At 68.4% G+C, this 23,577-nt stretch carries 20 protein-coding genes and 1 pseudogene; 9 read left to right on the top strand and 12 right to left on the bottom strand.

Annotated elements, in window-relative coordinates:
• Positions 1–88 precede the first annotated feature (88 nt).
• The 3 genes and pseudogenes from ilvA to SKC42_RS09005 form a co-directional block, all read right to left on the bottom strand.
• On the bottom strand, positions 89–1,378 hold the full coding sequence (gene ilvA, locus SKC42_RS09015; protein ID WP_330963965.1) for a threonine ammonia-lyase: 1,290 nt from the start codon (positions 1,376–1,378) through the stop codon (positions 89–91).
• A gap of 34 nt (positions 1,379–1,412) precedes the next feature.
• Positions 1,413–1,643: pseudogene (locus tag SKC42_RS09010) on the bottom strand (nitroreductase/quinone reductase family protein); the annotation flags it as partial.
• A gap of 89 nt (positions 1,644–1,732) precedes the next feature.
• Positions 1,733–2,290 (bottom strand): TetR/AcrR family transcriptional regulator, encoded by a 558-nt coding sequence (locus SKC42_RS09005; protein WP_330963964.1) that lies wholly within the window; start codon positions 2,288–2,290, stop codon positions 1,733–1,735.
• Between the two features lie 97 nt (positions 2,291–2,387).
• Here SKC42_RS09005 and SKC42_RS09000 point away from each other — a divergent pair, with 97 nt between their 5' ends.
• The 4 genes from SKC42_RS09000 to SKC42_RS08985 all read left to right on the top strand — a co-directional run bounded on the left by SKC42_RS09000 (position 2,388) and on the right by SKC42_RS08985 (position 6,123).
• On the top strand, positions 2,388–2,795 hold the full coding sequence (locus tag SKC42_RS09000; protein ID WP_330963963.1) for a hypothetical protein: 408 nt from the start codon (positions 2,388–2,390) through the stop codon (positions 2,793–2,795).
• A complete protein-coding gene (locus SKC42_RS08995) occupies positions 2,792–4,225 on the top strand; it encodes an FAD-dependent monooxygenase (protein ID WP_330963962.1) in 1,434 nt (477 codons plus the stop codon). Before SKC42_RS09000 ends, SKC42_RS08995 begins: the two co-directional genes overlap by 4 nt.
• Positions 4,226–4,392: 167 nt before the next feature.
• Positions 4,393–5,223, top strand: coding sequence for a mycofactocin-coupled SDR family oxidoreductase (locus tag SKC42_RS08990; RefSeq protein WP_330963961.1), 831 nt, complete (start codon positions 4,393–4,395; stop codon positions 5,221–5,223).
• Positions 5,224–5,301: 78 nt separating this feature from the next.
• On the top strand, positions 5,302–6,123 hold the full coding sequence (locus SKC42_RS08985) for a TetR family transcriptional regulator (protein ID WP_330963960.1): 822 nt from the start codon (positions 5,302–5,304) through the stop codon (positions 6,121–6,123).
• Positions 6,124–6,290: 167 nt separating this feature from the next.
• Here SKC42_RS08985 and SKC42_RS08980 read toward each other — a convergent pair whose 3' ends face one another.
• The 4 genes from SKC42_RS08980 to SKC42_RS08965 form a co-directional block, all read right to left on the bottom strand.
• Positions 6,291–7,016 (bottom strand): MBL fold metallo-hydrolase, encoded by a 726-nt coding sequence (locus tag SKC42_RS08980; protein WP_330964077.1) that lies wholly within the window; start codon positions 7,014–7,016, stop codon positions 6,291–6,293.
• 196 nt (positions 7,017–7,212) lie between these two features.
• Positions 7,213–9,105, bottom strand: a complete 1,893-nt coding sequence (locus tag SKC42_RS08975; RefSeq protein ID WP_330963959.1) for a lysophospholipid acyltransferase — start codon at positions 9,103–9,105, stop codon at positions 7,213–7,215.
• The gene (gene fadD11 / locus SKC42_RS08970) at positions 9,102–10,928 is read right to left on the bottom strand and encodes a fatty acid--CoA ligase FadD11 (protein WP_330963958.1); all 1,827 of its coding nucleotides are present in this window, start codon (positions 10,926–10,928) and stop codon (positions 9,102–9,104) included. The genes SKC42_RS08975 and fadD11 overlap by 4 nt, the downstream gene beginning before the upstream one ends.
• Before the next feature lie 127 nt (positions 10,929–11,055).
• Entirely contained in the window at positions 11,056–11,439 is a 384-nt protein-coding gene (locus SKC42_RS08965; protein WP_330963957.1) for a MerR family transcriptional regulator, read from the bottom strand.
• 60 nt (positions 11,440–11,499) lie between these two features.
• On the opposite strand from SKC42_RS08965, the gene SKC42_RS08960 reads away from it, so the two are divergent.
• Both SKC42_RS08960 and SKC42_RS08955 read left to right on the top strand, forming a co-directional pair.
• Positions 11,500–11,943: a PPOX class F420-dependent oxidoreductase gene (locus tag SKC42_RS08960; protein WP_330963956.1), complete on the top strand. Its 444-nt coding sequence runs from the start codon at positions 11,500–11,502 to the stop codon at positions 11,941–11,943.
• Positions 11,943–12,926 (top strand): MBL fold metallo-hydrolase, encoded by a 984-nt coding sequence (locus tag SKC42_RS08955; protein WP_330963955.1) that lies wholly within the window; start codon positions 11,943–11,945, stop codon positions 12,924–12,926. Before SKC42_RS08960 ends, SKC42_RS08955 begins: the two co-directional genes overlap by 1 nt.
• Here SKC42_RS08955 and SKC42_RS08950 read toward each other — a convergent pair.
• The 4 genes from SKC42_RS08950 to dnaE form a co-directional block, all read right to left on the bottom strand.
• The gene (locus tag SKC42_RS08950) at positions 12,890–13,981 is read right to left on the bottom strand and encodes an MAP_0585 family protein (RefSeq protein WP_330963954.1); all 1,092 of its coding nucleotides are present in this window, start codon (positions 13,979–13,981) and stop codon (positions 12,890–12,892) included. The genes SKC42_RS08955 and SKC42_RS08950 overlap by 37 nt on opposite strands.
• A 55-nt stretch (positions 13,982–14,036) precedes the next feature.
• Positions 14,037–14,498, bottom strand: coding sequence for a lipoprotein LpqH (locus SKC42_RS08945; protein ID WP_330963953.1), 462 nt, complete (start codon positions 14,496–14,498; stop codon positions 14,037–14,039).
• A gap of 15 nt (positions 14,499–14,513) precedes the next feature.
• Positions 14,514–14,954 (bottom strand): hypothetical protein, encoded by a 441-nt coding sequence (locus SKC42_RS08940; RefSeq protein ID WP_330963952.1) that lies wholly within the window; start codon positions 14,952–14,954, stop codon positions 14,514–14,516.
• Between the two features lie 284 nt (positions 14,955–15,238).
• Positions 15,239–18,772, bottom strand: a complete 3,534-nt coding sequence (gene dnaE / locus SKC42_RS08935; protein WP_330963951.1) for a DNA polymerase III subunit alpha — start codon at positions 18,770–18,772, stop codon at positions 15,239–15,241.
• Positions 18,773–18,872: 100 nt separating this feature from the next.
• Here dnaE and SKC42_RS08930 point away from each other — a divergent pair, with 100 nt between their 5' ends.
• The 3 genes from SKC42_RS08930 (at position 18,873) to SKC42_RS08920 (ending at position 23,000) form a co-directional block, all read left to right on the top strand.
• Entirely contained in the window at positions 18,873–19,469 is a 597-nt protein-coding gene (locus SKC42_RS08930; RefSeq protein WP_330963950.1) for a TetR/AcrR family transcriptional regulator, read from the top strand.
• A gap of 229 nt (positions 19,470–19,698) precedes the next feature.
• Positions 19,699–20,103 carry an MmpS family transport accessory protein gene (locus SKC42_RS08925; RefSeq protein ID WP_442932059.1) on the top strand — a complete coding sequence of 135 codons (405 nt, stop codon included), beginning with the start codon at positions 19,699–19,701 and terminating at the stop codon, positions 20,101–20,103.
• The gene (locus SKC42_RS08920; protein ID WP_330963948.1) at positions 20,100–23,000 is read left to right on the top strand and encodes an MMPL/RND family transporter; all 2,901 of its coding nucleotides are present in this window, start codon (positions 20,100–20,102) and stop codon (positions 22,998–23,000) included. Before SKC42_RS08925 ends, SKC42_RS08920 begins: the two co-directional genes overlap by 4 nt.
• Here the strand turns inward: SKC42_RS08920 and SKC42_RS08915 are convergent, their stop codons facing one another.
• Entirely contained in the window at positions 23,001–23,432 is a 432-nt protein-coding gene (locus tag SKC42_RS08915; RefSeq protein ID WP_330963947.1) for a type II toxin-antitoxin system Rv0910 family toxin, read from the bottom strand.
• Between the last annotated feature and the right edge of the window lie 145 nt (positions 23,433–23,577).

The raw sequence follows: 23,577 nt of genomic DNA, 5'->3' as shown, positions 1-23,577 counted from the left end.
GCCTGATCGCCGAAAAGCCCATCGCAGCAAGCGATCTCGATCCGGCGACGCCCCTGCCGCCCTACCTGCGCCAGCGGCCGAACGCGGCCTACAGCAGGTAGCGGTAGGCCGCGGACCCCGGCTCCAGCGCCTCGATGTGCAGGTCGGTGGCCCGCATCCGGGTGAGCAGGCCGTCGAAATCGGCCGACGACCCCAGCTGAACGCCGACCAGGGCCTCGCCGGTCTCGCGGTTGTTGCGCTTGACGTACTCGAACAGGGTGATGTCGTCATTGGGCCCGAGCACCTCGTCGAGGAACCGGCGCAGCGCGCCCGGCTCCTGCGGGAAGTCGACCAGGAAGTAGTGCTTGAGGCCCAGGTGGACCAGTGAGCGCTCAAGCACCTCGCCGTAGCGCGAGACGTCGTTGTTGCCGCCTGAGATCAGGCACACCACGGTTGCACCCGGCTCGATGTCGGCTTCCAGCAGGCCGGCCACCGACAGCGCGCCCGCCGGCTCGGCGATGATGCCCTCGTTCTGGTACAGGTCGAGCATCGCGGTGCACACCGCGCCCTCGTCGACGGTGGTGATCGAGACCATGTCGCCGGCGGCGGCCAGGGCGGCGTAGGTCAGCGCCCCGGCCTGGCGGACGGCGGCACCATCGACGAATTGGTCGACGTGATCCAGCGACACCGGTTCCCCGGCCGCCAGCGCGGCCATCATCGCCGCGGCGCCGGCCGGCTCGACGCCCAGGATCGCGGTGGTGGTGGTCCGCTCGGCGAGGTACGTGGTGATGCCCGCGATGCACCCGCCACCGCCCACGGGAACCACCACCAGGTCGGGCTCATCGTCGAGCTGGGCAAGCAACTCGACGGCGATGGTGCCCTGGCCGGCCATCGTGCGCGGGTCGTCGTACGGCGGCACCAGGGTAGCGCCGGTGCGGGCGACGTCGGCCAGCGCCGCCTCCGCGGCGAGGTCGTACGTCGCCCCGCCCACGATCAGCTCGATGAAGTCGCCCCCGTGGTAGCGGATCCGGTCACGCTTCTGCTTGGGCGTCTTGGCCGGCACGTAGACGCGTCCGTGCACGCCCAGCGCCCGGCACGCGTAGGCGAACCCCTGCGCGTGGTTGCCCGCCGACGAGCACACCACACCGGAGGCCAGCTCCTGCTCGGACAACTGCACAAGCAGGTTGTACGCCCCGCGCAGCTTGTAGGAACGCACGATCTGCAGGTCCTCGCGCTTGAGGTAAACCTGCGCGCCGGTGATCGCCGAGAGCCGGTCGCTGAACTGCAGGGGGGTCGGCGACACCACCGAGGCGATCCGCTTCGCCGCGCCGTCGATGTCCGCCGCGGTCAGCGGCGCGGGGATCGGCGAGCTCGGGTGGTGGCTCAGTTCGGCAGACACCGGTCAATGGTGCCATGCCGACCGGCTCCGGATATCAGTCGACCGGCGTCAGGACGAACACCGGGATCTGGCGATCTGCCTTCTTCTGGTACTCGGCGTAGTCCGGCCAGGCCTCGACGGCGCGCTCCCACCAGACGGCCTTCTCGTCGCCGAGCACCTCGCGGGCGTCGAAGTCGCGGGTGACCGCGCCGTCCTGCAGCTCGACGCGCGGGTTCTTCTTGATGTTGAAGTACCGGACGGGGTGCTTGGGCGCGCCGCCGAGCGAGCGACGACGGCGTTCCCCGGCCACCGTTGTCGCGCTGAGGCGGGCGAAGAGCCGGCCGCCCCTCGCCGCTCGAGGCGCCGAGCCCACCCTTACGGCGCCGGCCCCGCGAGGTAGCGGGCGAGAACGGGCCGCAGCCACTCGGTCAGCGTCGCGTCGTCCATGCCGGTCAGCGACGGCACGCCGACCACATTGCGCGCCATCGCGATTCCGATGACCTGCGAGCCCACCAGCGCGGCGCGCTCGGCTGCGCGGTCGGGGGCGATGGCAGCCAGCGCCGGAGCGACCTGCTCGACGAAGACCCGTAGCAGCGCGTCGGCGGCCGCCCGGTTGGTCGCGGCCGCCCGCAGGAGCGGCAGAAACGAACCCCCGGGGTTCCATACCTCGACGAACAGCGGCACCAGCACATCCGCGAGGCGCTCGGGAGCCACGCCGGACAGATCGGGAAAGTCGATCTCGAGCCGCGACACCGCCGCGAACAGGTCCGCCTTGCTGCCGAAGTAATGCATAACGAGCGCGGGGTCAACGCCCGCCACCGCCGCGATGGAGCGGATGGTGCTGCGCTCGAAGCCATGCTCCGAGAACTGGCCACGCGCGGCGCACAGGATCGCCTCGCGGGTGACCTTCCCGTCGCGCGGCTTAGCAGGCATGCGCGAAGTGTATTCAACAACTGTTGACATGCCAACCAGCGAGTGCCTACCGTTGACTTCAACAACTGTTGAACTCAATCGCGAGGAGGTCCCGCGCATGCCATTGACCGTCATACAGATCGGGCTCGATCCCGCCGTGATCGACTACTCCAGCCCCGATTTCGCCCAGTTCCCCGGATTGTCCGAGGGCACGCTGCGGGCCGCCAACCATGACAACGTCGAGGCGCTCCGGGCCGCCGGTTACGACGCGGACAACTGCCTGGTCGACTTCGGCGCGGCGGGCGCCGACAAGGCCCGCCGGTGGCTGGGGGGCAAGCGCTACGACGCGGTGCTGATCGGCGCCGGGATCCGGCTGGTCGCGACCAACACGCTGCTATTCGAGGCGATCGTCAACGCCGCACATGCGGCGCAGCCCGGCTGCCGCTTCGTCTTCAACCGCGCGGCGTTGTCCACGCCGGGCGACGTCCGCCGGTGGTACCCGGAGCCGGAAGGGGCGGCGCGATGAACGACGTCGACGTCCTCGTGGCGGGCGCAGGCCCGACGGGGCTGACGGCCGCGGGCGACCTGGCCCGCGCCGGCCGATCGGTAGCGGTCTTGGAACGCTGGCCGTCCGAGAACCCGTCGAGCCGCGCGTTCGCAACCATGGCGCGCACGCTCGAGGTCCTGGACGCCCGCGGCCTGGCCGACGACCTACTGGCGCTCGGGCACCATGCGCCGGGGGTGCGGCTGTTCGCCGGCGCCCGGCTCGACCTGACGCACCTGGACTCCCCCTACCGCTTCGTGTTGGTCACGCCGCAGGCCAACGTCGATGCCGCGCTGCGCCGCTACGCGACCGCCCAGGGCGCCGACATCCGCCGCGGCACCGAGGTGATCGCCATCGACCAGGACGCCGACGGCGTGACGGTCACGGCCCGGCCCAAGGACGACGGCGATCCCGCCCACCGGCAGACCTGGCGGGCGCGCTACGTGATCGGCGCCGACGGGGCCCACAGCACCGTTCGGGAGTTGGTGGGCGCCGACTTCCCCGGCAAGACGCTGCTCACGTCTCTTGTGCTGGCCGACGTGAAGCTGGCGCGCGAACCGTCGGGAGACGGGCTGCGCGTGGGCTCGACCCGCGACGCGCTGGGCTTCCTGGCGCCCTACGGCCGCCGCGACCCGGGCGGCTCGTGGTACCGGGCCATGGTGTGGGACCGCAACCACCAGGTCCCTGACGGCGAGCCCGTCGACGACGGCGAGGTGATCGGCGTCCTGGCGCGCGCCATGCGGGCGGACTTCGACGTCACCGAGATCAGCTGGAAGTCCCGGTTCCATTGCGACGAAAGGCAGGTCCGCCGATACCGCCACGGCCGGGTCTTCCTGGCCGGCGACGCCGCACACGTGCACTCCCCCATGGGTGGCCAGGGCATGAACACCGGTATCCAGGACGCCGCCAACCTCGCCTGGAAGATCGACGCGGCGCTCGCCGGCGCCGACGACGCCCTGCTCGACACCTACCACGACGAGCGTCACCCGGTCGGCAAACGGGTCCTCCTGCAGTCCGGGCTGATCGCCCGCGCGGCTACCCTGCATCCCAGACCCGCGCGATTGCTGCGGAACCTATTGGCGCCCAACCTGCTTCGGATACCGGCGGTCCGCGACCTGGTGGCGGGCAGCTTCGCGGGTACGACGCTGCGCTACGGCCGGCGCGGGCCGATCGGCACCCGCGCGAGCCAGATACCGTTGGCGCGGGGGCGGGTGACCGAACTGCAACGCGGCGGCGGATACCTGCTCGTGCGCGAACGGGGCGCCACTCCGGTCGAGGCGCCCGGGATCCCGCAGACGGAGCGCACCGACGACGGCCCCGCGGTCCTGGTGCGCCCCGACGGGTACATCACGTGGGCCGGCCCGTCGGCCCACGCGCCCGTCGCAGGCCCGGTGGACGCGCTCTCGCCCTGACCGCCAGCGAGGTTCGCCCATCGAGAACGTTCGATGCGGGATCCCTGCGCGCAGAAGCAAGTCCGGGACGCGTACGCACAAACACCACGGCACAACTTGCGTCACAGTGGAATTGACGCGGGGGTCAAACTCGTGACTTCGGACTACGGGCTTAGCGACGGGGGATCATGACCGGCCGATTCGAGGGCAAGGTTGCATTCATTACCGGTGCCGCGAGAGGTCAGGGCCGCTCCCACGCGGTGCGCTTCGCCGAGGAAGGCGCCGACATCGTCGCCGTCGACATCTGTGAGCAGATCGATACCGTGCCATACCGGCTGACCAGCCGAGAGGATCTCGACGAGACGGTCAACCTGGTGGAAAAGACCGGACGTCGAATCGTGGCCGAGCAAGCCGATGTCCGCGATTTCACAGGGCTCCAGTCCGTTGTCGGTGACGCGGTCGCCGAACTGGGCCGACTAGACTTCGTGCTTGCCAACGCCGGCATTGCGCCCCTCGGCCTACCCCAACCGACCATGTCGGCATTTGTCGATGCCATCGATGTGATGCTGAACGGGGTCTACTTCACGATCGAAGCGGCGTTGCCGGCCTTGCTTGCACACGGTGACGGCGGTGCCATCGTCATCACCAGCTCGGCTGCGGGACTCAAATCGGTAGGCCGGAGCTTCGACACCCGCGATCACGGTCTGGCCGGATATACCGTAGCCAAGCACGGCGTCGTCGGACTGATGCGCTACTTCGCAACTACTCTCGCCGAGAAGAGCATCCGAGTGAACTCGGTGCATCCGACCGGTGTCGCGACGCCGATGATCCAGAACGAAGTGTTCGATCGTTTCGCCAACCATCACCCGGCCTTCGAAGCGGCTTTTGAGAATCTGCTCCCCGTGCCCCTGATTGAGCCCGCGGACGTCACCGAGGCGATGGTCTACCTGTGCGGAGATTCCGGGCGCTATGTCACCGGCGTCACGCTGCCGGTAGACGCCGGAATCCTCCTCAAATGAGCGCGCCGACCGATTCCAGGAGGGACAGAATTTCCGGCGCGCCTAACGGCAGCCCATTGGAGCGCGTGGTGATGGCGAATGGCGGTTGATCGGAAAGGAACCGGTCCGGTCGACGAACACAACACCACTCTGCCGCAAGAACTGCCGGTCGAATATCGGTCATGCGGCGACCGCGACGCTCAGTCCGCCCGGGATAAGATCCTCGAGGCGGGCCGCGAAATCTTCACCACGCTAAGCTATTCCGATATCACCGACCTTCGGATCTACAAGCGGGCGGGTGTCACGCGCGGCGCTCTCCAACACCACTTCGGCGACAAATTCGGCTTATTCGTGGCCATCGTCGAAAATCTCCAACGCGCGCTGTGCGCCCGAATGTCCGAAGCGATCAATGGGCGGCAGCACGACCCGTGGGAGAACGCGCGTGCTGGTACCACCGCATTCCTCAATGGTTGCAGCGAGCCGACATATCAGGCCGTCGTGTTGGAACAAGGGCCGGCCGTCGTCGGATGGGACCGCTGGCGAGAGCTCGACAACAACCAGTACGGGCCCCTGATACGCGCGCTGACCGACATGCTGATCCCGGCACGAGACGATGAGTACGCAAGGGCAATGGCCGCGGTCGCCATCCGTGGCGCGCTCACGGAGTTGGCTTTCGAGATTGCGCGGTCCAGCGATCGGGCCTTGGCCAGGGACGCAGCCCTGGCCGTCGTGGACGACCTGCTGATCGGTGTGCAGAGGATGACATCGAACACCAACCGGCCACCGGCGCGGATCGGCATCGGGCAACTGCGGGCGGCCACAAGCGCTTACCTAGACCGGGTGCAAGCAGGCGAGACCTTCGATGTGCTGCGCCGCGGGCGCGCGGTTGCCCGCCTTCAGCCGTACCCGGTCCAGGACTGACCCGAATGGCCGACGGAGGTGTGGGCAGACATGGCCGGAGTGGATCCGATAGGCGATGGTGCGGTCGTTCCTCACCTACATCCCGTGGCGCCAACCGTTGGCTTGGGTGTAGATGAACCCGCATCCATCGATGCCCGATGGGTCCCGCGGTGGAACGGGTCGAGAGATCATCGGCGTTGCCCCTCCCACACCGTGGTCTCGGCGTGTACCGCGCGCCCGTGTCCGGGCAGGAGGTGGGCGACAGGGAGCGTCTGCAGACGCTTGCGGGTGTTCGCGGCGGCGACATCGTCGACGGTCTCAGGGGTGTGCCATGCCCGGCCACGAGCGCCGAGAACGGCGTCGCCCGCGATCAGAGTGCGGCTCAATGGATTCCAGAACGCGATGCTGTCGTCTGTGTGGCCGGGCATGGCCAGGACCAGCCACTCGGGGGCACCGGGCAACCGATCTTCATCGGCGAGGGAGCTCGCCGGTGCCGGACCGGACCATCGCATGCCGGCGGAGGTGCCGTACCCCGCGGATCGGGCACCCGAAAGCAATCCGGCCACACCGATCCGGTCCAGCGGCTGGTCCATCAGTGTGGGCAAGATGCGGGCGACACGAGCCGCGGTGGGGGTGCGCGGACGCTCACCCGCCAGATACGTCATCGTCACGGTCGGGAGATGGATTGCCGCCCCGTACTTTGCCGCGACGGCAGCCGCTCCCGCCACGTGATCACTATGACCATGGGTCGCCACAACCGCCCGAACCCGTCCTCCGAGTCGGCCGATCACCGGTGCCAGGTCCTCTGTTGCAGAAGGTAATCCGGCATCGACAACGATCGCTTCCCCATCGTTGTGGAGCACATAACAGTTGAAGATCCAACGCGAAATCCGAGTGACACCAAGCTCGGGCATCTCATCGATTACCAGGCTCACCCGTCGACCCTACGTCGGCTGACGTGGCCGGGGCCAGGCCGTCAAGCGCTTGCTACCTGCCGCCGCCTCGCGATGTATGAGGCGAAGCGGGCCGGCGGGAATCAGGTTCGACATTTCGACATTCCCGCTCCGCCCATGCAGTGAAGCGCCGCGACACCTGCGTCGCCCCGCCCGCTTATCGCGCGCGCGCCAATTCCGCGATCGTGTTGACCCGCCGGATCGCCGTGGCGATCTCGTCGGCGAACTCACGCCGCCTCGCCGCCATGCCGGAATCGCCGAAGCCGTCGACCAGTTCGCGGTGCCGGGCCAAGCGCAGGGCGGTCTTGAACAGTTCCATCGACCTCGACTCGGCGTTGGCGATCCGGTGCTGCAATTCCCACTGCTTGCCGACTTGCAGGCATTCGGCGAGAAACGCCTCCTCGTCGAACGATTCGTCCTCGTAGGCGGCCAGCCGGTCGGCGACGATGTGGTAGGCATCCAGGAACGGCCGCAATACCAGATGGGCGAGCAGCAGGTCCGCCTCCTCCAGCAGCCCGCGCACGTAGGACGCGCTCGCCGGGCTGCTGGTGTCGACCAGGGGGTCCGCGGGCCCGATCAGCCGCACCTCATCGGACAGGTCCTTCTCGAACTGCGCACGGGCCGAGAACAGGAATTCGAATTTCAGCAGTTCCCGCAGGGCCAGCGCCTCGTCGCGGACCGAGACCGGCAACACCGAGCCGTCCGCCGAGGATTCGGCGGCGGCAAGCAATGCCGTCTCGGCGATGGCACGGTCGACCAGGATGTGGATGGCGGTGTTGCGGTAGAACGCCGCCACCAGGTGCTGGTCCGGGGAGATGCCCCAGACCGCTTCCGTGCCGGCGTCGTAGACGCTCACCACCCCCGAGGCGACCAGCTCGTGCAGCGTCCACCGGATCGTCGACCGGTTCGTCAGGTCCGCCGCCCCGGCCACCGCCCAGTTGCGTGCGGCGATGTAGCTCGCCAGCGGTCGCACGGTAGCCAGCACCTCCATGATGGACAGCGAGCGGTCCGCGCCCAGCAGCGCGAGACTCACCACCGCGGTGGGCGTGACCGGCGTGGCACGGTTGATCCGGTGCTCGACATCCAAGGCGATGCGCTCGATCTCGGTCCCCGCCCCCGACTCCTCGGCGCGCAGCTCCTCCAGCCGCTTGCGCAGCGGCAGCGGCTCGCCGAAGTCCAGATACGCCCGCCCCAGCCGTTCGCCCTGCTGGCGCGCGAGGCGCACCAGGAAGCGGAAGTCCTCCGGCCGTTTGGCGGCGCCGTACGCCTCGTTGGTCATCGCCTCGACCTCGTGCAGCTGGTCGTACACGATGGACGTCGGCACCAGATACACTTCGGGCCCGTCGATTTCGTCGACGGCGTCGGTGATGTAGCGCAGGATTCCGAACACCGGCGGCCGCAGCTTCCCGGTCCGGGTTCGGCCGCCCTCGATCGACCAGGTCAGGTTGGCATGATTCTGTACCAGCTGCGCGGCGTAGGCGCGCAGCGCAAATCGGTAGACGGGAATGTCCTTGGTCTGCCGCCGGATGAAGATCGCGCCGGTGCGCTTGGCCCACAACCCCATCGGGAAGAAGTTCAGGTTCGCGCCGCCGAACGTCAGCGCCGGCGAGAGCCGGTTGGCGGCGATCACTTCGGGCAACAGCATGCCGTCCAGGTAGGATCGATGCGAAAACGCAAAGGCCAGTGTGGCTTTGCGGTCGAGCCTGCGGAGCTGCGCGATCTGGTCCTCGTCGACCAGCACGTCGTAGGCGCGCATCAGCCAGCGACTGAAACCGCGCCAGGCCTCCACCGCCGGCTCGTCCAGCGACGTCGCCATCTCCCGCAGGTATCCGGCCGCCTCCGCCCGGACGCCGTCCAGGTCGCGCCCGAGGTCGTCGGCCAGCTTGCGCAATCGCTCCATGTACCACGGCGTGGCCAGCAATTCGACGACCTCGGGCGGGTCGGTCGACAGCGGTGTCACCGACTCGCCGATGATCCCCGCGCGCTGCAACACCCTTCGTAGACCGACACCGCCCAACTCGCGGGCGGTGGCCGCCGCTCCGCCGCTCATGCCGGTTGCACCGTTGCGGCGTCGGACGGTTCGTGCACCTGCGGATGCGGGTCCGCCGAATACAATTCCTCGATCTCTCGCGCGTATTTCGCGTGGATCGGCTTGCGCTTGAGTTTCATCGTGAGCGTGATCTCGTCCCCGCCGGGCTCCCACAACGTCGACAAGACGCGGAAGCGTTTGATCTGTTCCACCCGCGAGAGTTTGGCGTTGCCCTCGGCGACCCCCGCGGCGATCTTAGCGATCACCTCGGGGTGGGAGGCCAGCGCCGCGGGCGACGCGTCGGATAGGCCATGCTGGGTCGCGTACGGGCCGACGGAGTCGGCGTCGAAGACCATCAGCGCGGTGTTGTAGGGCCGTCCGTCGCCGATGGTCATCATGACGCCGATCATCGGGCACGCGGCCACGATGGTGTTCTCGATGTTGGCGGGCGACATGTTCTTTCCGGCGGCGTTGATGATCAGCTCCTTCTTGCGGTCGACCACCCGCAGGTAACCCTCCGGGTCGACCTCGAAGATGTCCCCGGTGTGCAGCCACCCGTCATCGTCGATCGCCTCCGCGGTCTTGGCGGGGTCCTTGCGGTAGCCCCTCATCACCAGCGGGCCACGGACGAGGAACTCGCCGTCGTCGGCGACCCTGCCCTCCAGCCCGGGAAGCAGCTTGCCGACGGTGCCCAGCCGGGCGTCGCGGGGATGGCTGACCGTGGCGACGCAGCTGAGCTCCGACATGCCCCAGACCTCGGCGATGGGAATGCCGATCCCCGCGAAGAAGGCCAGCGTCTCCCTGGGGATCGGGGCCGCACCCGACATAGCCCACCGGAGCTCGGCGAAGCCGAGCCGCTCCCGCAGCCGGGACAACACCAACTCGTCGGCCTGGGCCCATTCGGCCGCGATGTCGTCGGGCATCGGTCCCCCGGCGAGCAGCGCCTCGGCCCGTTTCGCGGCCACCCCGAGCGCCCACTGCAATGCCCGCCGCTTCACCTCGTCGGGCTCGTGGTCGGCCATGAATTCGATTCCGGCTTTGAGCTTTTCCCACACCCGTGGCACCGCCCCCCAGATGGTGGGCCGCACGTCGGGCAGCGCGGCGACGATCGCGCGACCGTCGGACACGACGGTGACCTGCGTGCCGAACAGTTCCTGCGAGTACAGGCCGGTCATGCGGTCGGCGATGTGCGCCGACGGCAGGAACGACGTGACGCGGTCGCCGAACTCGATGCCGAGCACCGACTCCAGCGCATAGCCCTCGAACAGCAGGTTCGTGTGGGTCATCTCCACACCCTTGGGGTTTCCGGTCGTCCCGGAGGTGTAGATGAGGGTGACGATCTCGTCGGGTTGCACTGCGCGCCAGGTGGCTTCGAAGTCGAAATCGGCGGGTGCGGCCGCGTACAGCTCGCCGACCGACAGGGTGCCGTCCGGTGAGCCGTCGATGCAGACGATGTGCTCGATGGGTGCGCCGCTGGCGCGAATGCGGTCGACGTACTGCTCCTCGCAGATCACCACCTTGGTCCCGGCGTTGTCGAACAGGTAGGTGAGCTGCTCGGCAGGAAGCGTGTTGTAGACCGAAAACGAAGTGGCCCCTGCGTGTTGGGCCCCCACTTCCAGTGGATAGAACTCGATGCGGTTGGCCATCATCAGCGACACAGTGTCGCCCCGACGAACCCCCAGGCCCGCAAGGCCGGCGGCGACCTTGCGCACCTGCGCCGCGTACTCCCGCCACGTCAACGTCTGGGTGGCGCCCGGCGTCCGCAGCGCCACGGCGTCGGGATCGATCGACGCGGTCCGCTGAAAAGCGGCACACATCGTGGCCGGACGCTCGGTCGTGGTCATCTACGCTCTCCTTCGTGTTCGCCATGCAACGGTGTGAGCGTACGTCCGCGACGTGTGGCGGGGAGCACATTCCCCCTAGGTGGCGGGTACCGCCGCTTCCCCTAGGTGGCGGGTACCGCCGCTTCCCCTAGGTGGCGGGCACCGCCGCGTGAATGCCACACGTGCACGCGTCGATCGACGGGCAGGTACAGCGCATTCCCCATTCGATGACGGTCCGGGCGCGGGCAAGCGCCTCCATTCGGGCGTCGATCTCGGCGAGCTTGGCCTCGGCCAACTTGCGGCTGACGGGCCGCCCCGGTGCGTCGTCGGCGAACAGCAGCGCAATCTCGTCCAACGTGAATCCTGCCGACTTGCACAGCCCGATCACCTCGAGCCGGGCGAGGACCGAATCGTCGTAGCGGCGCTGGCCGCCCCGCCGCGAGGGGGCCGGCACCAGGCCGATCTGCTCGTAGTAGCGCAGAGTGGTGGGAGCGACGCCGGACGCCCGCGCCACCGCCCCGATCGTCAGCATCGCAGGCCTCCCCTCGTTTGAGCTTGACTTAGAGTTAACTCTAAGTCATTGACTGTACCCATGGACCACAAAGCACTGACCGAGCTGGGCCGCGCCCGCTACGCCCTGCTCCGGACTTTCCGCCGAAACGGCACACCCGTGGATACGCCGGTCTGGTTCGGACTGGACGGCGAGGCATTGCTGTTCCGGACCAAGGTGGGCCCGAAGACCAAGCGACTCAACGCCACTCCCACGGTCCAACTCGAAGCCTGCGACTACCGGGGCCGCGTCCTTCCCGGCGCGACCACCATGGCGGGCCGCGCGGCGGTCCTGTCCGGCGCCGAGGCCGAGCGGGCCAACCGCCTGCTCCACGAGCGCTACGGCTGGCAGTGGAACATCGTGCCGCTGGTGAAGGTGCCGGGGATACCCAACGTGCACCGAGACCTCTGCGTTCGCGAAAAGCTGCGACGCGCGCGGCACCGGGGGGTGTGGCCCGACAGCGTCATCGTCCGGGTGGAGTTCTGATGGCGCGGCCGGCCACGGACACGGTCCGCTCCCCATCCGCCGTGCAATGCTGTGCCGCCGCAGCAGGACTCGTGTGGGGCATGGTGCGGCCGAGGCGGCCCGACCAGCGGTTCATCCGCAGCATCGTCGACGCCGGACTGCCGCAACCCCGCCGCACGGTAACGGTCACCGCGCTGCCCCAGGCGCCGCGCGCGGTGCCGACGGCCGCGATCGTCGAGGGCGTGTTCCGTCCTGCGCGCGTGGCGAACTCGCTGACGTCATTTGTCGTCAGGCATCCCGAGGCCACGTTCATCGTCGATCCCGCCGTGTGCACCGATGTGGGATCCCGGGTGATCGCCCAGCTGCCCGCGGTCCTGCGCGTCGCGGTCCGCCCGCCCGCCACCACCGTTCCGACGATCACGGCGTTGAACCGGCTGCCCACGACGCCGCGGCTTGATTTCGCGCTGCCGACTCACACGCACTGGGATCACGTGTCGGGCCTGCTGGACCTGCCCGGCCTCCCGGCGCACCTGCACCGCCCGGAACGGGAGTGGATCAGTGCGGGGGCCGTCGCCCCGGTGGGCGGGGTCCGCGATTCGCTGGGCGGCCGCGCCGTCGTCGACTACGACCTGGACGGGCCGCCGGTGTCAACCTTCACCCGGAGCCACGACCTGTTCGGTGACGGTTCGGTGATCTTGGTCGACCTGGCCGGGCACACCCCCGGTAGCGTCGGTGTGCTCCTCCACGCCGGCCGGGGGTGGACGCTGATCGCCGGTGACGCCGCGTGGCACACGCTGCAGGTCGAGAAGGTACGCCAAAAGTCCAGTTACCCGGGCGCTTTGGTGGACGAGGACCGGGACGAAGCCTTCCGGACGCTGCACCGATTGCACCTGGCGCGGCACCGGGTGGCCATCGTCCCGACCCACGACCACCGGGCGATCGCCGATCGGTTGGGGGCCGGCGCCCCTCAGTACAGCGGGACCCAGACGCCCTCGAACCAGTAACCCCAGCCTCCGTACTGCCAGTTGAAGACCGGTAGGACGGTGTAGGTGTTGTAGGTGAACGGCGCGAAATAACGCTGGCCGTAGCTCGCGTCGACTGGCGGTCCGGTCCAGGGGCGGTTCCACCCACCCGGGGGCGGTGGGCCGTTCCAGCCGCCCGAGGGCGGTGGGCCTTCCCAGTTCGGCGGGGGCGAGCCCGGCGGCGGGCCGTCGTTCCAGCCGTAACCGCTCGGCCGTGGCGGAGTCGGCGCTCCCTGGCCGGGGATCCAGTAGCCATTCTGCAGGTCGACGGGGCCGCCGTACTGCGGACTGCCACGCAGGATGGGACCGCGCGGCGGGTAGTAAGGCGGGTGGTCGGGTTGCCTTTCCGGCGCGTGCAGGATGGGGGTGGTGTAGCCCCCGCTCGGTCCGGGCTGCGGCGGGCCTCCGTTCCACTGCCCGGGCTGCGGCCCCGGCGAACTCACGCCCCACTGTCCGGTCGGCCCGGTCGGCTGCGGCCCAGGCGAACTCACGCCCCACTGCCCGGTCGGCTGCGGCCCAGGCGAACTCACGCCCCACTGCCCGGTGGACGTAGGCACGGGCGCGCCGGAAGTGGTGCAGTCCGGATGCCAGCTCGCGCACGATACGGGGATGCTGGTCGATGTCGGACCGCTCCACGGCGGCGCCGTGCTGGTCGGCGTGGGTCCGCTCCACGGCGGCGACGTTGTCGGCGTGGGCCCGGTCCATGTCGTCGGCGGCGCGGTCGTCTGCTTGGGCGCGCCGGTCCACGTCGTCGGCGGCGGCGCGGTCGTCTGCTTGGGCGCGCCGGTCCACGTCGTCGGCGGCGGCGCGGTCGTCTGCTTGGGTCCGGCGCCTGGAACATTCGCGCTCGGGGAGGGCACGGTTCCGGTACCGCCGTAACCGGGACCGGGGTTGGTGCTCGTGCCACCGCCGCTGCAGTTCTTGTTCCCGTTCGGGCAGGACGGGTCGGAGCTGGCGAAGCCGGCGCTGAACACGGTCGCGGACATGCCCAGGCTGGTCGCGACTGCCGCTGCTGCGGCGAGACGTTTGATAGACATTGGTTGCGTCCCCTCTCGGGCTGGCGCCCGACCGAAAGTGGGCCTGTGCTCGCGCTTAGGGGCAGGTCAGGTCCATCTCGAATGGCTTTGTTACCGGCTTCGGCTGCTGCGGGTTGCTGGTATCGGCGCCGGTAGCGGTGCCTTTGATCTGCAACGAATTGCCGCTTGCGGCGGCGCCGGCGTTACCGCCCTGACCCTGTGCGGCATCGGAGAATCCGAGAATGATTCCGTCGACGGTGCCCAGTCCGACCGCGTGCACGATGGGCGGATTGTCCTTGCTGACCACCGCTCCGACGCCATTGGCCACGTCGCCGATCCCAATGTTGATGTTGTTGCCGGCCGGTGTACAGGTCACCGCGCCGGTGACGTTCAGGTTCTTGCCGTCCACGACAACCTGCGGTGGAGCGGCAGGCGGCGGCGACGACGCTCCCGTGTTCGACTTATTGCTGGAGCAGCCGGCGCACCCCGCGACGACGAGTGCCACGCCGGCCACGCTGACGACGATCCCATGCCTCATCGCTGCTCTCCTTTATCAGCCGGGAATCTGGTAAGCGCACCTGCCGGTCGCATGTTCGGTGAGCGGGACGGGGTGGCCGTCGACGACGATCGCGCAGTCGTGCGGGCCACCGTCTTTGTCGGCGTAGTTCAGCGCGAGGTAGGGGTTTCCGTTCACCTGCACGGTCTGCGACCACGGCACCGAAACCCAGGTCGTGGTGCTCGCCGGGTACACCGGCGTTCCGGGGTCGGGAATGACGGAGTAGACGTCGCCGCCACCGAGGATCCGGTACACGACGGTGTGTTGCGCCGGACTCGCCTGGGCCGCGGGCAATAGAGCCGGCGGCGCGCCGCTCACCGCGGCGGCAACGGCCGCGCACAGGCCGATCGCGACGCTCGGCCGCAGGAGCGCGCTCGCAGTGCGCCCCCGTCCCGAGTCTGCGCGCGCGAGGTCACCCGCAGGCGAATTCGTTGACATGGCGTTCCCTTCGAGACGCGACTGCATGCAGCCGTGCCCTGTCGCTCTTCGTCGGATGACTCGTTCGTCGATGACAACCGCCGCCCGTGCGGTGCTTTCAGCAAACGCCCGGTACCGTCACCGAATCAATTAGGGATTTCCCTACACTTTGTCGTCGGCGGGGGCTCCGAAGTCCCGCGAGCGTGCGTGTCGGCACACCGACACGCCGGTGGTCGCGTACATTCGCGCACGCTCGCGACGGCGGCGAAGCCGCACGAGGTCGCGAAGAGGCCGAGCAGGCCGCGCTAGCCGCCCAGACAGCCCGGGCCGAGCAGCGCCTTGAGATCGCCCATCAGCGCGGGCGACGGGGTGACCCGCAGCGACGCGTCCAGCTCAAGCGTGGTGATCCGCTCGCCGCTGATCAGCCGCAGGTGCACCTGCGACGTGCCCGGATGGCGCGCCAGCACCTGTTTGAGCGCGGTCACCTTGTCGATAGTGCACTGCCGGGTGGGCAGGCTGACCGCGATCGGGCGATCGGCCTGGGCGGACGAGAAGTCCGGCACCACAAGCTCGTTGGCGATCAGCGCGATCCGGTCGTCGCGGATCGCCACCTTGGCGTTGACGAGCACCACGGCGTCGTCGGCGATGTCGGCCCCGTAGGCCGAGTACGACTGCGGGAAGAACAGCACCTCGATGCCGCCAGTGAGGTCCTCCAATTGGGCCGACGCCCAGGGCATCCCGTTCTTGTTCACCCGCCGGTTCACCGACGCCAGGATGCCGCCCACCCGCACCTGCGCCTCGTTGGGCACATCGCCGTCGAGGATGGCCGGGATCTGGGTGTCGACCTGGGCGGCCAGCAGGTGCGCCACCTTGTTCAGCGGGTGCCCGGACACGTACAGGCCCAGCATCTCCCGCTCCAGGGCCAGCTTGTGCTTGTCCTCCCACTCGTCGTCGGGGACCTTGATGGTGAACACCGCCTCGGTGCAGCCGTCATCCCCGCCGAACAGGTCGAACTGCCCTATCGCCTCGGCCTTCTTGGTGCCGAGCACCGAGTCGACGGCGTCGGTGTGCACCAGGAACAGGCCCTTGCGGGCATGGTTCAGCGAGTCGAACGCGCCCGCCTTGATCAGCGACTCCGTCACCTTCTTGTTGCAGGCCGAGATGTCGATCTTGTTCAGGTAGTCCGAGAAGTCGGTGAACTTGCCCTTCTCGTTGCGGGTCTTGATCAACGACCCGACCACGTTCGCGCCGACGTTGCGCACCGCACCCAGGCCGAACCGGATGTCCTGGCCGACCGACGCGAAGTTCACCAACGACTCGTTGACGTCGGGCGGCAGCACGGTGATGCCGAGCTTGCGGCAGTCGGCCAAGTACACCGCGGCCTTGTCCTTATCGTCGCCGACCGACGTCAACAGCCCGGCCATGTACTCGGCCGGGTAGTTCGCCTTCAGGTACGCGGTCCAGTAGGACACCAGGCCGTAGCCGGCTGCGTGCGACTTGTTGAACGCATAACCGGCAAAGGGAAGGATGGTGTCCCACAACGCCTTCACGGCCTTCTCGGAAAAGCCGTTGGTGGTCATGCCTTCGTAGAAGCCCTTGTACTCGGCCTCGAGCACCTCGAGCTTCTTCTTGCCCATCGCCTTGCGCAGCGCGTCGGCCTTGCCCATCGTGTAGGAGGCGACCTTCTGGGCGATGAACATGATCTGCTCTTGGTAGACGATCAGGCCGTAGGTCTCGGACAGGATCTCGCGCAGCGGCTCCTCGAGCTCCGGGTGGATCGGCTTGATCGCCTGCCGGTTGTTCTTCCGGTCGGCGTAGTCGTTGTGGGCGTTCATGCCCATCGGGCCGGGACGGTACAGCGCCAGCACGGCGACGATGTCGTTGAACTCGGTGGGCTGCATGCGGCGCAGCAGGTCGCGCATCGGGCCGCCGTCGAGCTGGAACACCCCCAGGGTGTCGCCCCGGCCCAGCAGCTCGTAGGTGGGCTTGTCGTCCAGCGGCACCGACTCCAGGTCGAGGTCGATTCCCCTGTTGGCCTTGATGTTCTCCAGCGCGTCACCGATGATCGTCAGGTTGCGCAGGCCCAGGAAGTCCATCTTCAGCAGGCCGATGGCCTCGCACGACGGATAGTCCCAGCCGGTGATGATCGCGCCGTCCTGCGGACGCTTCCACAGCGGGATGGCCTCGGTGAGCGGCTCGCTGCTCATGATCACCGCGCACGCGTGCACGCCGGCGTTGCGGATCAGGCCCTCCAGGCCGCGGGCCGTCTGGTAGATGGTGCGGACATCGGGGTCGGTCTCGATGAGGCCGCGGACCTCGGCGGCCTCCTTGTAGCGCTCGTGTGCCGGATCGGTGATGCCCGAGAGCGGGATGTCCTTGGCCATGATCGGCGGCGGCAGCGCCTTGGTAATCCGGTCGGCGATGGCGAAGCCGGGCTGGCCGTAGTGAATGCGGGCCGAATCCTTCAGCGCCGCTTTGGTTTTGATGGTGCCGAAGGTGATGACCTGGGCGACCCGGTCTTGGCCCCACTTGTCGGCGGCGTAACGCACCATCTCGCCGCGGCGGCGGTCGTCGAAGTCGATGTCGATGTCGGGCGCCGACGGGCGTTCGGGGTTGAGGAAGCGCTCGAACAGCAGCCCGTGCGGGATCGGGTCGATGTTGGTGATGCCCAGCGCGTAGGCCACCAGCGAACCGGCCGCCGAGCCACGCCCCGGCCCCACCCGGATGTCGACGGACCGCGCGTAGCTGATCAAGTCGGCGACGATCAGGAAGTACGCGGGAAAGCCCTTGTCGCAGATGACCTTGATCTCGTACTCGGCCCGATCGATGTAGTCCTGGCCGACGCCGGACGGGAATCGCCGCCGCAGCCCGGCCATCACCTCGTGGTGCAACCAGGTCGCCTGATCGTGCCCGTCGGGCACAGGGAAGACCGGCATGCGGTCTCGCGGCGCCCACACCTCGTCGTAGGGCTGCACCCGCTCGGCGATCAGCAACGTCGAGTCGCAGGCGCCGGGCACCGTGTCGTCCCAGATCGCCCGCATGTCCGCGGCCGACTTCAGGTAGTAGCCGTCGCCGTCGAACTTGAACCGGTTGGGATCGGACAGCGTCTTGCCGGTCTGCACGCAGAGCAGCGCCTCGTGGTTGTGCGCGGCGTCACGGGTGACGTAATGGCAGTCGTTGGTCGCCAACGGCGGGATGCCGAGCTTGCGGCCGATCTCGAGCAGGCCCTCGCGGACCCGCTGCTCGATGGACAGCCCGTGGTCCATCAGCTCCAGGAAGTAGTTGTCCGCGCCGAAGATCTCGCGCCACTTGGCGGCCGATTCCAGCGCCTCGCGGTCGTGCCCCAGGCGAAGGCGGGTCTGCACCTCACCCGACGGGCAGCCGGTGGTGGCGATGATGCCCTCGGCGTGTTCGGCGATGAGCTCGGCGTCCATCCGCGACCACTTGCCCAGCTGGCCCTCGAAGGAGGCCAGCGAGGACAGCTTGAACAGATTGCGCAGCCCGGTAGCGTTCTCGGCCACCATCGTGAGGTGCGTGTAGGAGCCGCTGCCCGAGACGTCGTCGGATTTCTGACCAGGGTCGCCCCACAGGATCCGGCGGGTATCGAAGCGGGAAGCGGGAGCGATGTACGCCTCGACCCCGATGATCGGCTTGATCCCGGCCTTGCTCGCCGCGTTGTAGAACTCGCTTGCCCCGAACATGTTTCCGTGGTCGGTCATCCCGACCGCGGGCATCCCCAGCCGCTCCACCTCGGTCAGCATCGGGGTGATCTTCGCGGCGCCGTCCAGCATCGAGTACTCGGTGTGGTTATGCAGGTGCACGAAGGACGACTGACTCATAGGGACGTCAGTCTATGACCGAGGACCGACACGTTTCGGGCGTGTCGCGAAGTGTGTCCGAAAGTCCGCGCTCCGGGGCGCCGGATCTATTGTGGGCGTCATGACGCAGACCGCCGACCGTGCCGCGGAGTCGTCGCCGTGGTCACCGCGGGAGTCGGAGATGCTCGCGGTGACGCTGCGGTTGCTGCAGGAGCATGGCTACGAGCGGCTGACGGTGGACGCCGTCGCCGCCGCCGCTCACGCGAGCAAGGCCACGGTGTATCGGCGCTGGCCGTCGAAGGCCGAGCTCGTGCTGGCCGCCTTCATCGAGGGCATTCGCCAGGTCGCGATCGCTCCCCAGACCGGCACGCTGCGGGGTGACCTGCTCCAGATCGGCGAGACCTGCGCCGAGCAGGGCCGCCAGCACGCCAGCACGATCCGCGCCGTCCTCGTCGAGGTGTCGCGCCACCCCGCCCTCCGCGAGGCCATGCAGCACCAGTTCCTCGACCAGCGCAAGGCGCTGCTCGACCACGTGCTGAGCCAGGCCGTCGAGCGCGGCGAGATCGCCGAGGCCGCGATCACCGACGAGCTCTGGGACCTCCTGCCCGGCTACCTGATCTTTCGCTGCATCATCCCCGGCCGCCCACCCACCTGGCGCACCGTGCAGGCCCTCGTCGACGAGTTCATCCTCCCGGGGCTGATGGGGCGCACTGGCTAGGCGCCACCGTGGGGTTGCGGCGGCGAATCCGCGGCGCAACTACTCCACGTCGAGCGCACTCGACCGGCGCGGCCCGCGCCGCAAAGAGTGTACGGGTCCGTCTCTTGTGCAGTACGAATCAGTACCGTACTGTTTACCCAACGACGGCGAGATTTGCCGTATCGCCCGAACATCGAAAGGCAAACGGGTGAAACGGATTCCGATTGGGCGTCTCGTGAAACGGGGGTGGATGATGCTCGTCGCCGTGCTGGTCGTCAGCCTGACCGGGTTCGCCATCTTCCGGTTGCACGGGATCTTCGGCACGAACGACACCACCTCGAGCAACAGCGGGCTCGCCAACGAGATCGTGCCGTTCAACCCCAAACAGGTGGTCCTCGAGGTCTTCGGCGCACCCGGGGCCGTGGCGACCATCAACTACCTGGACGTGAACGCCCAACCACAGCAGGTCACGAACGCACCGCTGCCCTGGTCGTTCACGATCACCACGACGGAACCCGCCGTTCTGGGCAACGTGGTGGCGCAGGGCAGCGGTGACACCCTGGGGTGCCGCATCACCGTCAACGGCGAGGTCAAGGACGAGCGCACCGTCAACGAAGCCGACGCCTACACCTTCTGCCTGGACAAGTCGGGATGAGTAACGAAGACCAGCCGCGGCCCCGCGTGCCCCACACCATCCGTCGCCTCGCGCTGCCGATCCTGCTGTTCTGGGTGGCGCTCGCCGCCCTGACCAACATCGCGGTGCCGCAGCTCGAAGACGTCGGCAAGACCCACAACGTCGCGCTGAACTCGCCCGACGCACCGTCGCTCAAGGCGATCAAGCGGATCGGTCAAGCGTTCAAGGAGTTCGACACCGACAGCTCCGCCATGGTCGTCCTGGAGGGCGACAAGCCCCTGGGGGGCGACGCGCACCGGTTCTACGACACGATGATCCGCAAGCTCGAGCAGGACAAGAGGCACGTCGAGCACGTCCAGGATTTCTGGGGCGACACCCTGACGGCGGCCGGGTCGCAAAGCACCGACGGCAAGGCGGCGTACGTTCAGGTGTTCCTGGCCGGCAATCAGGGCTCGGCGCTGGCCAACGAGTCCGTTGGCGCCGTCCGCGACATCGTCGAGCACACGCCGCCGCCGCCGGGCGTCAAGGCCTACGTCACCGGCGCGGCGCCGCTCATCTCCGACCAGTTCGACGTCGGCAGCAGGGGCACCGCAAAGGTCACCGCGATCACCGTCGGCGTCATCGCCGTGATGCTGTTCTTCGTCTACCGGTCCGTGCTCACGACGCTGCTCGTGCTCATCACGGTGCTGATCGAGATGTCCGCCGCCCGGGGCATCGTCGCGTTCCTCGGCAATGCGGGCATCATCGGGCTCTCGACGTACGCGACGAACCTGCTCACGTTGCTGGTGATCGCCGCCGGAACGGACTACGCGATCTTCGTGGTCGGCCGCTACCAGGAAGCGCGCGGGGCCGGCGAGGACCGAGAACGGGCCTTTTACACCATGTTTCACGGCACCGCCCACATCGTGCTCGGTTCCGGCCTCACCGTCGCCGGCGCGGTGGCGTGTCTGAGCTTCACCCGGCTGCCGTATTTCCAGAGCCTGGGGGTCCCCGCCGCCATCGGCATCGTCGTCGCCCTGATCGCCTCGCTCACGCTGGGCCCGGCCATGCTCACCCTGGGCGCGCTGGTCGGCATCTTCGACCCGAAACGCGCGATGCGGACCCGGGGATGGCGGCGGATCGGCACGGCCATCGTCCGCTGGCCCGCGCCCGTCCTAACCGCGGCCTGCGCGTTGGCCCTCATCGGCCTGCTCGCGTTGCCCGGCTACAAGACGAGCTACGACACCCGTCCCTACATGCCCGCCGACGCGCCGGCCAACATCGGCTACACCGCCGCCGAACGGCACTTCTCCCGGGCCCGGCTGGAGCCCGAGCTGCTGATGGTCGAGTCGGACCACGACATGCGCGATCCGGCCGACATGCTCATCCTGGACCGGGTGGCCAAGGCGGTCTTTCACGTGCCCGGCATCGCCCAGGTGCAGGCCATCACCCGGCCGCTGGGCACCCCCCTCGACCACAGCTCGCTGGCGTTCGTGGTGAGCAATCAGAGCGCCGCGCAGCAGGAAAACCTGACGTATCAACGGGATCGCGCGGACGACCTGCTCAAGCAGGCCGGCGAACTCGCCAAGACGATCAACATCTTGAAGCAGCAGTACGCGCTGCAGCAGCAGCTCGCCGCCGCCACCCACAGCGAAACCCAAAGCTTCCACGACACGGTCGCCACCATCCAGGATCTGCGCGACAAGATCGCCAATTTCGACGACTTCTTCCGGCCGATCCGCAGCTACTTCTACTGGGAACGGCACTGCTTCGACATCCCGGCCTGCTGGGCGATCCGGTCCGTCCTGGACGCGCTCGACGGCATCGACCAGCTCACCGAGAAGTTCGAAAACCTCACGGCCACCTTGGACAAGCTCGACGAGCTGCAGCCCAAACTGGTGGCGCTCATCCCGCCCCAGATCGACAGCCAGGAGACCAATCGCGAACTGGCACTGGCCAGCCACGCCACCCAGGCCGGCATCAACGCCCAGACCCAGGCCGCGATCGACAACGCGACGGCGCTGGGGCGCGCGTTCGACGCCGCGAAGAACGATGACAGTTTCTATCTGCCGCCCGAGGTGTTCAGCAATCCCGACTTCAAGCGCGGCCTGAAACTGTTCCTCTCCCCCGACGGCAAGGCGGCCCGCATGATCGTCACCCATGAGGGCGATCCGGCTACGCCACAGGGTATTTCACACATCGACCCGATCGCCCGGGCCGCGCACGAGGCGCTGAAGGGGACGCCGATGGCCGACGCCCAGATCTACATCGGCGGCACCGCGGCCACCTACAAGGACATCCAGGACGGCGCCAAGTACGACCTGATGATCGTCGCGTTCGCCGCCCTCAGCCTCATCCTGCTGATCATGATGATCATCACGAGGAGCCTGATCGCCGCGCTGGTCATCGTGGGCACGGTGGCGCTTTCGCTGGGAGCGTCGTTCGGCTTGTCGGTGCTGGTGTGGCAGTATGTCTTCGGGATCCAGCTGTACTGGGTGGTGTTGGCGCTGGCCGTCATCCTGCTGCTGGCGGTGGGCTCCGACTACAACCTGCTGCTGATCTCCCGATTCAAGGAGGAGATCCACGCCGGGCTCAAGACCGGGATCGTCCGCGCGATGGCCGGGTCCGGATCGGTGGTCACCTCCGCCGGTCTGGTCTTCGCGGTGACGATGTGCGCGTTCGTGTTCAGCGGTTTCCAGGTCCTCGGTCAGATCGGAACCACCATCGGACTGGGCCTGCTGTTCGACACGCTGATCGTCCGCTCGTTCATGACGCCTTCCGTTGCAACGCTTCTCGGGCGCTGGTTCTGGTGGCCGCAGCGGGTGCGCCCGCGGCCGGCAAGCTCGATGCTGCGCCCGTACGGGACCCGGGCCGCGGTGCGCCAGCTGCTGCTGTGGGAGGACGGCGACGCGGCGGTGATGCCCGGCAGGTCGAAGTAGCTAGCCGTACAGCTCGACGAATTGTTGCAGCGACTTCTGCACGTCGCCTTTGACGGCCCGGGCCGCCGCCGAACCGACCGGCCCGAACAACGGCCGTCCGCCCAGCTCCAGGCGCACCCCGAGCGTGGAGCCGTCGTTGGTGGGGCGCACGGTCAGGCTCACGGCGTACTTCGCGCCGCCCTTGCCCGAGCCCGAGAGCGCGACCTGATGCGGCGGGTCCCACTCGGTCACCGTCCACGTCACCCGGTTGCGGAAACCCTTGGCGCGCGCCACTCCCACGACCTGCGTGCCGACGGCCAGCTCGTCGGGGAGGTCGCTGCGCCAACCCTCGTGCATGACCAGCCAATCCCCCAGGTCCGACAGGTCGGAGACGCGGTCCCACATGTCCTGGGGGCTCATGGGCACGTCCGCGGTCAGGTCTACGGCCGCCATGGCTCGCCCCCAGCGCCCGCGCTGCGTCCACGAGACATCAACGACGGCGACGTTTTCCGGCGTGTCGTCGCAACCAGTGCTGTGTCGCGGACGCCGGGGTCGGGCGTCCGGACCGACGCGTCGGGGGCGTTCGGCTCCACGGCCG

This window comes from Mycobacterium sp. 050134 (genome assembly GCF_036409085.1).
Lineage (GTDB): Bacteria > Actinomycetota > Actinomycetes > Mycobacteriales > Mycobacteriaceae > Mycobacterium.
This window is presented reverse-complemented; position numbering and strand designations above follow the sequence as displayed.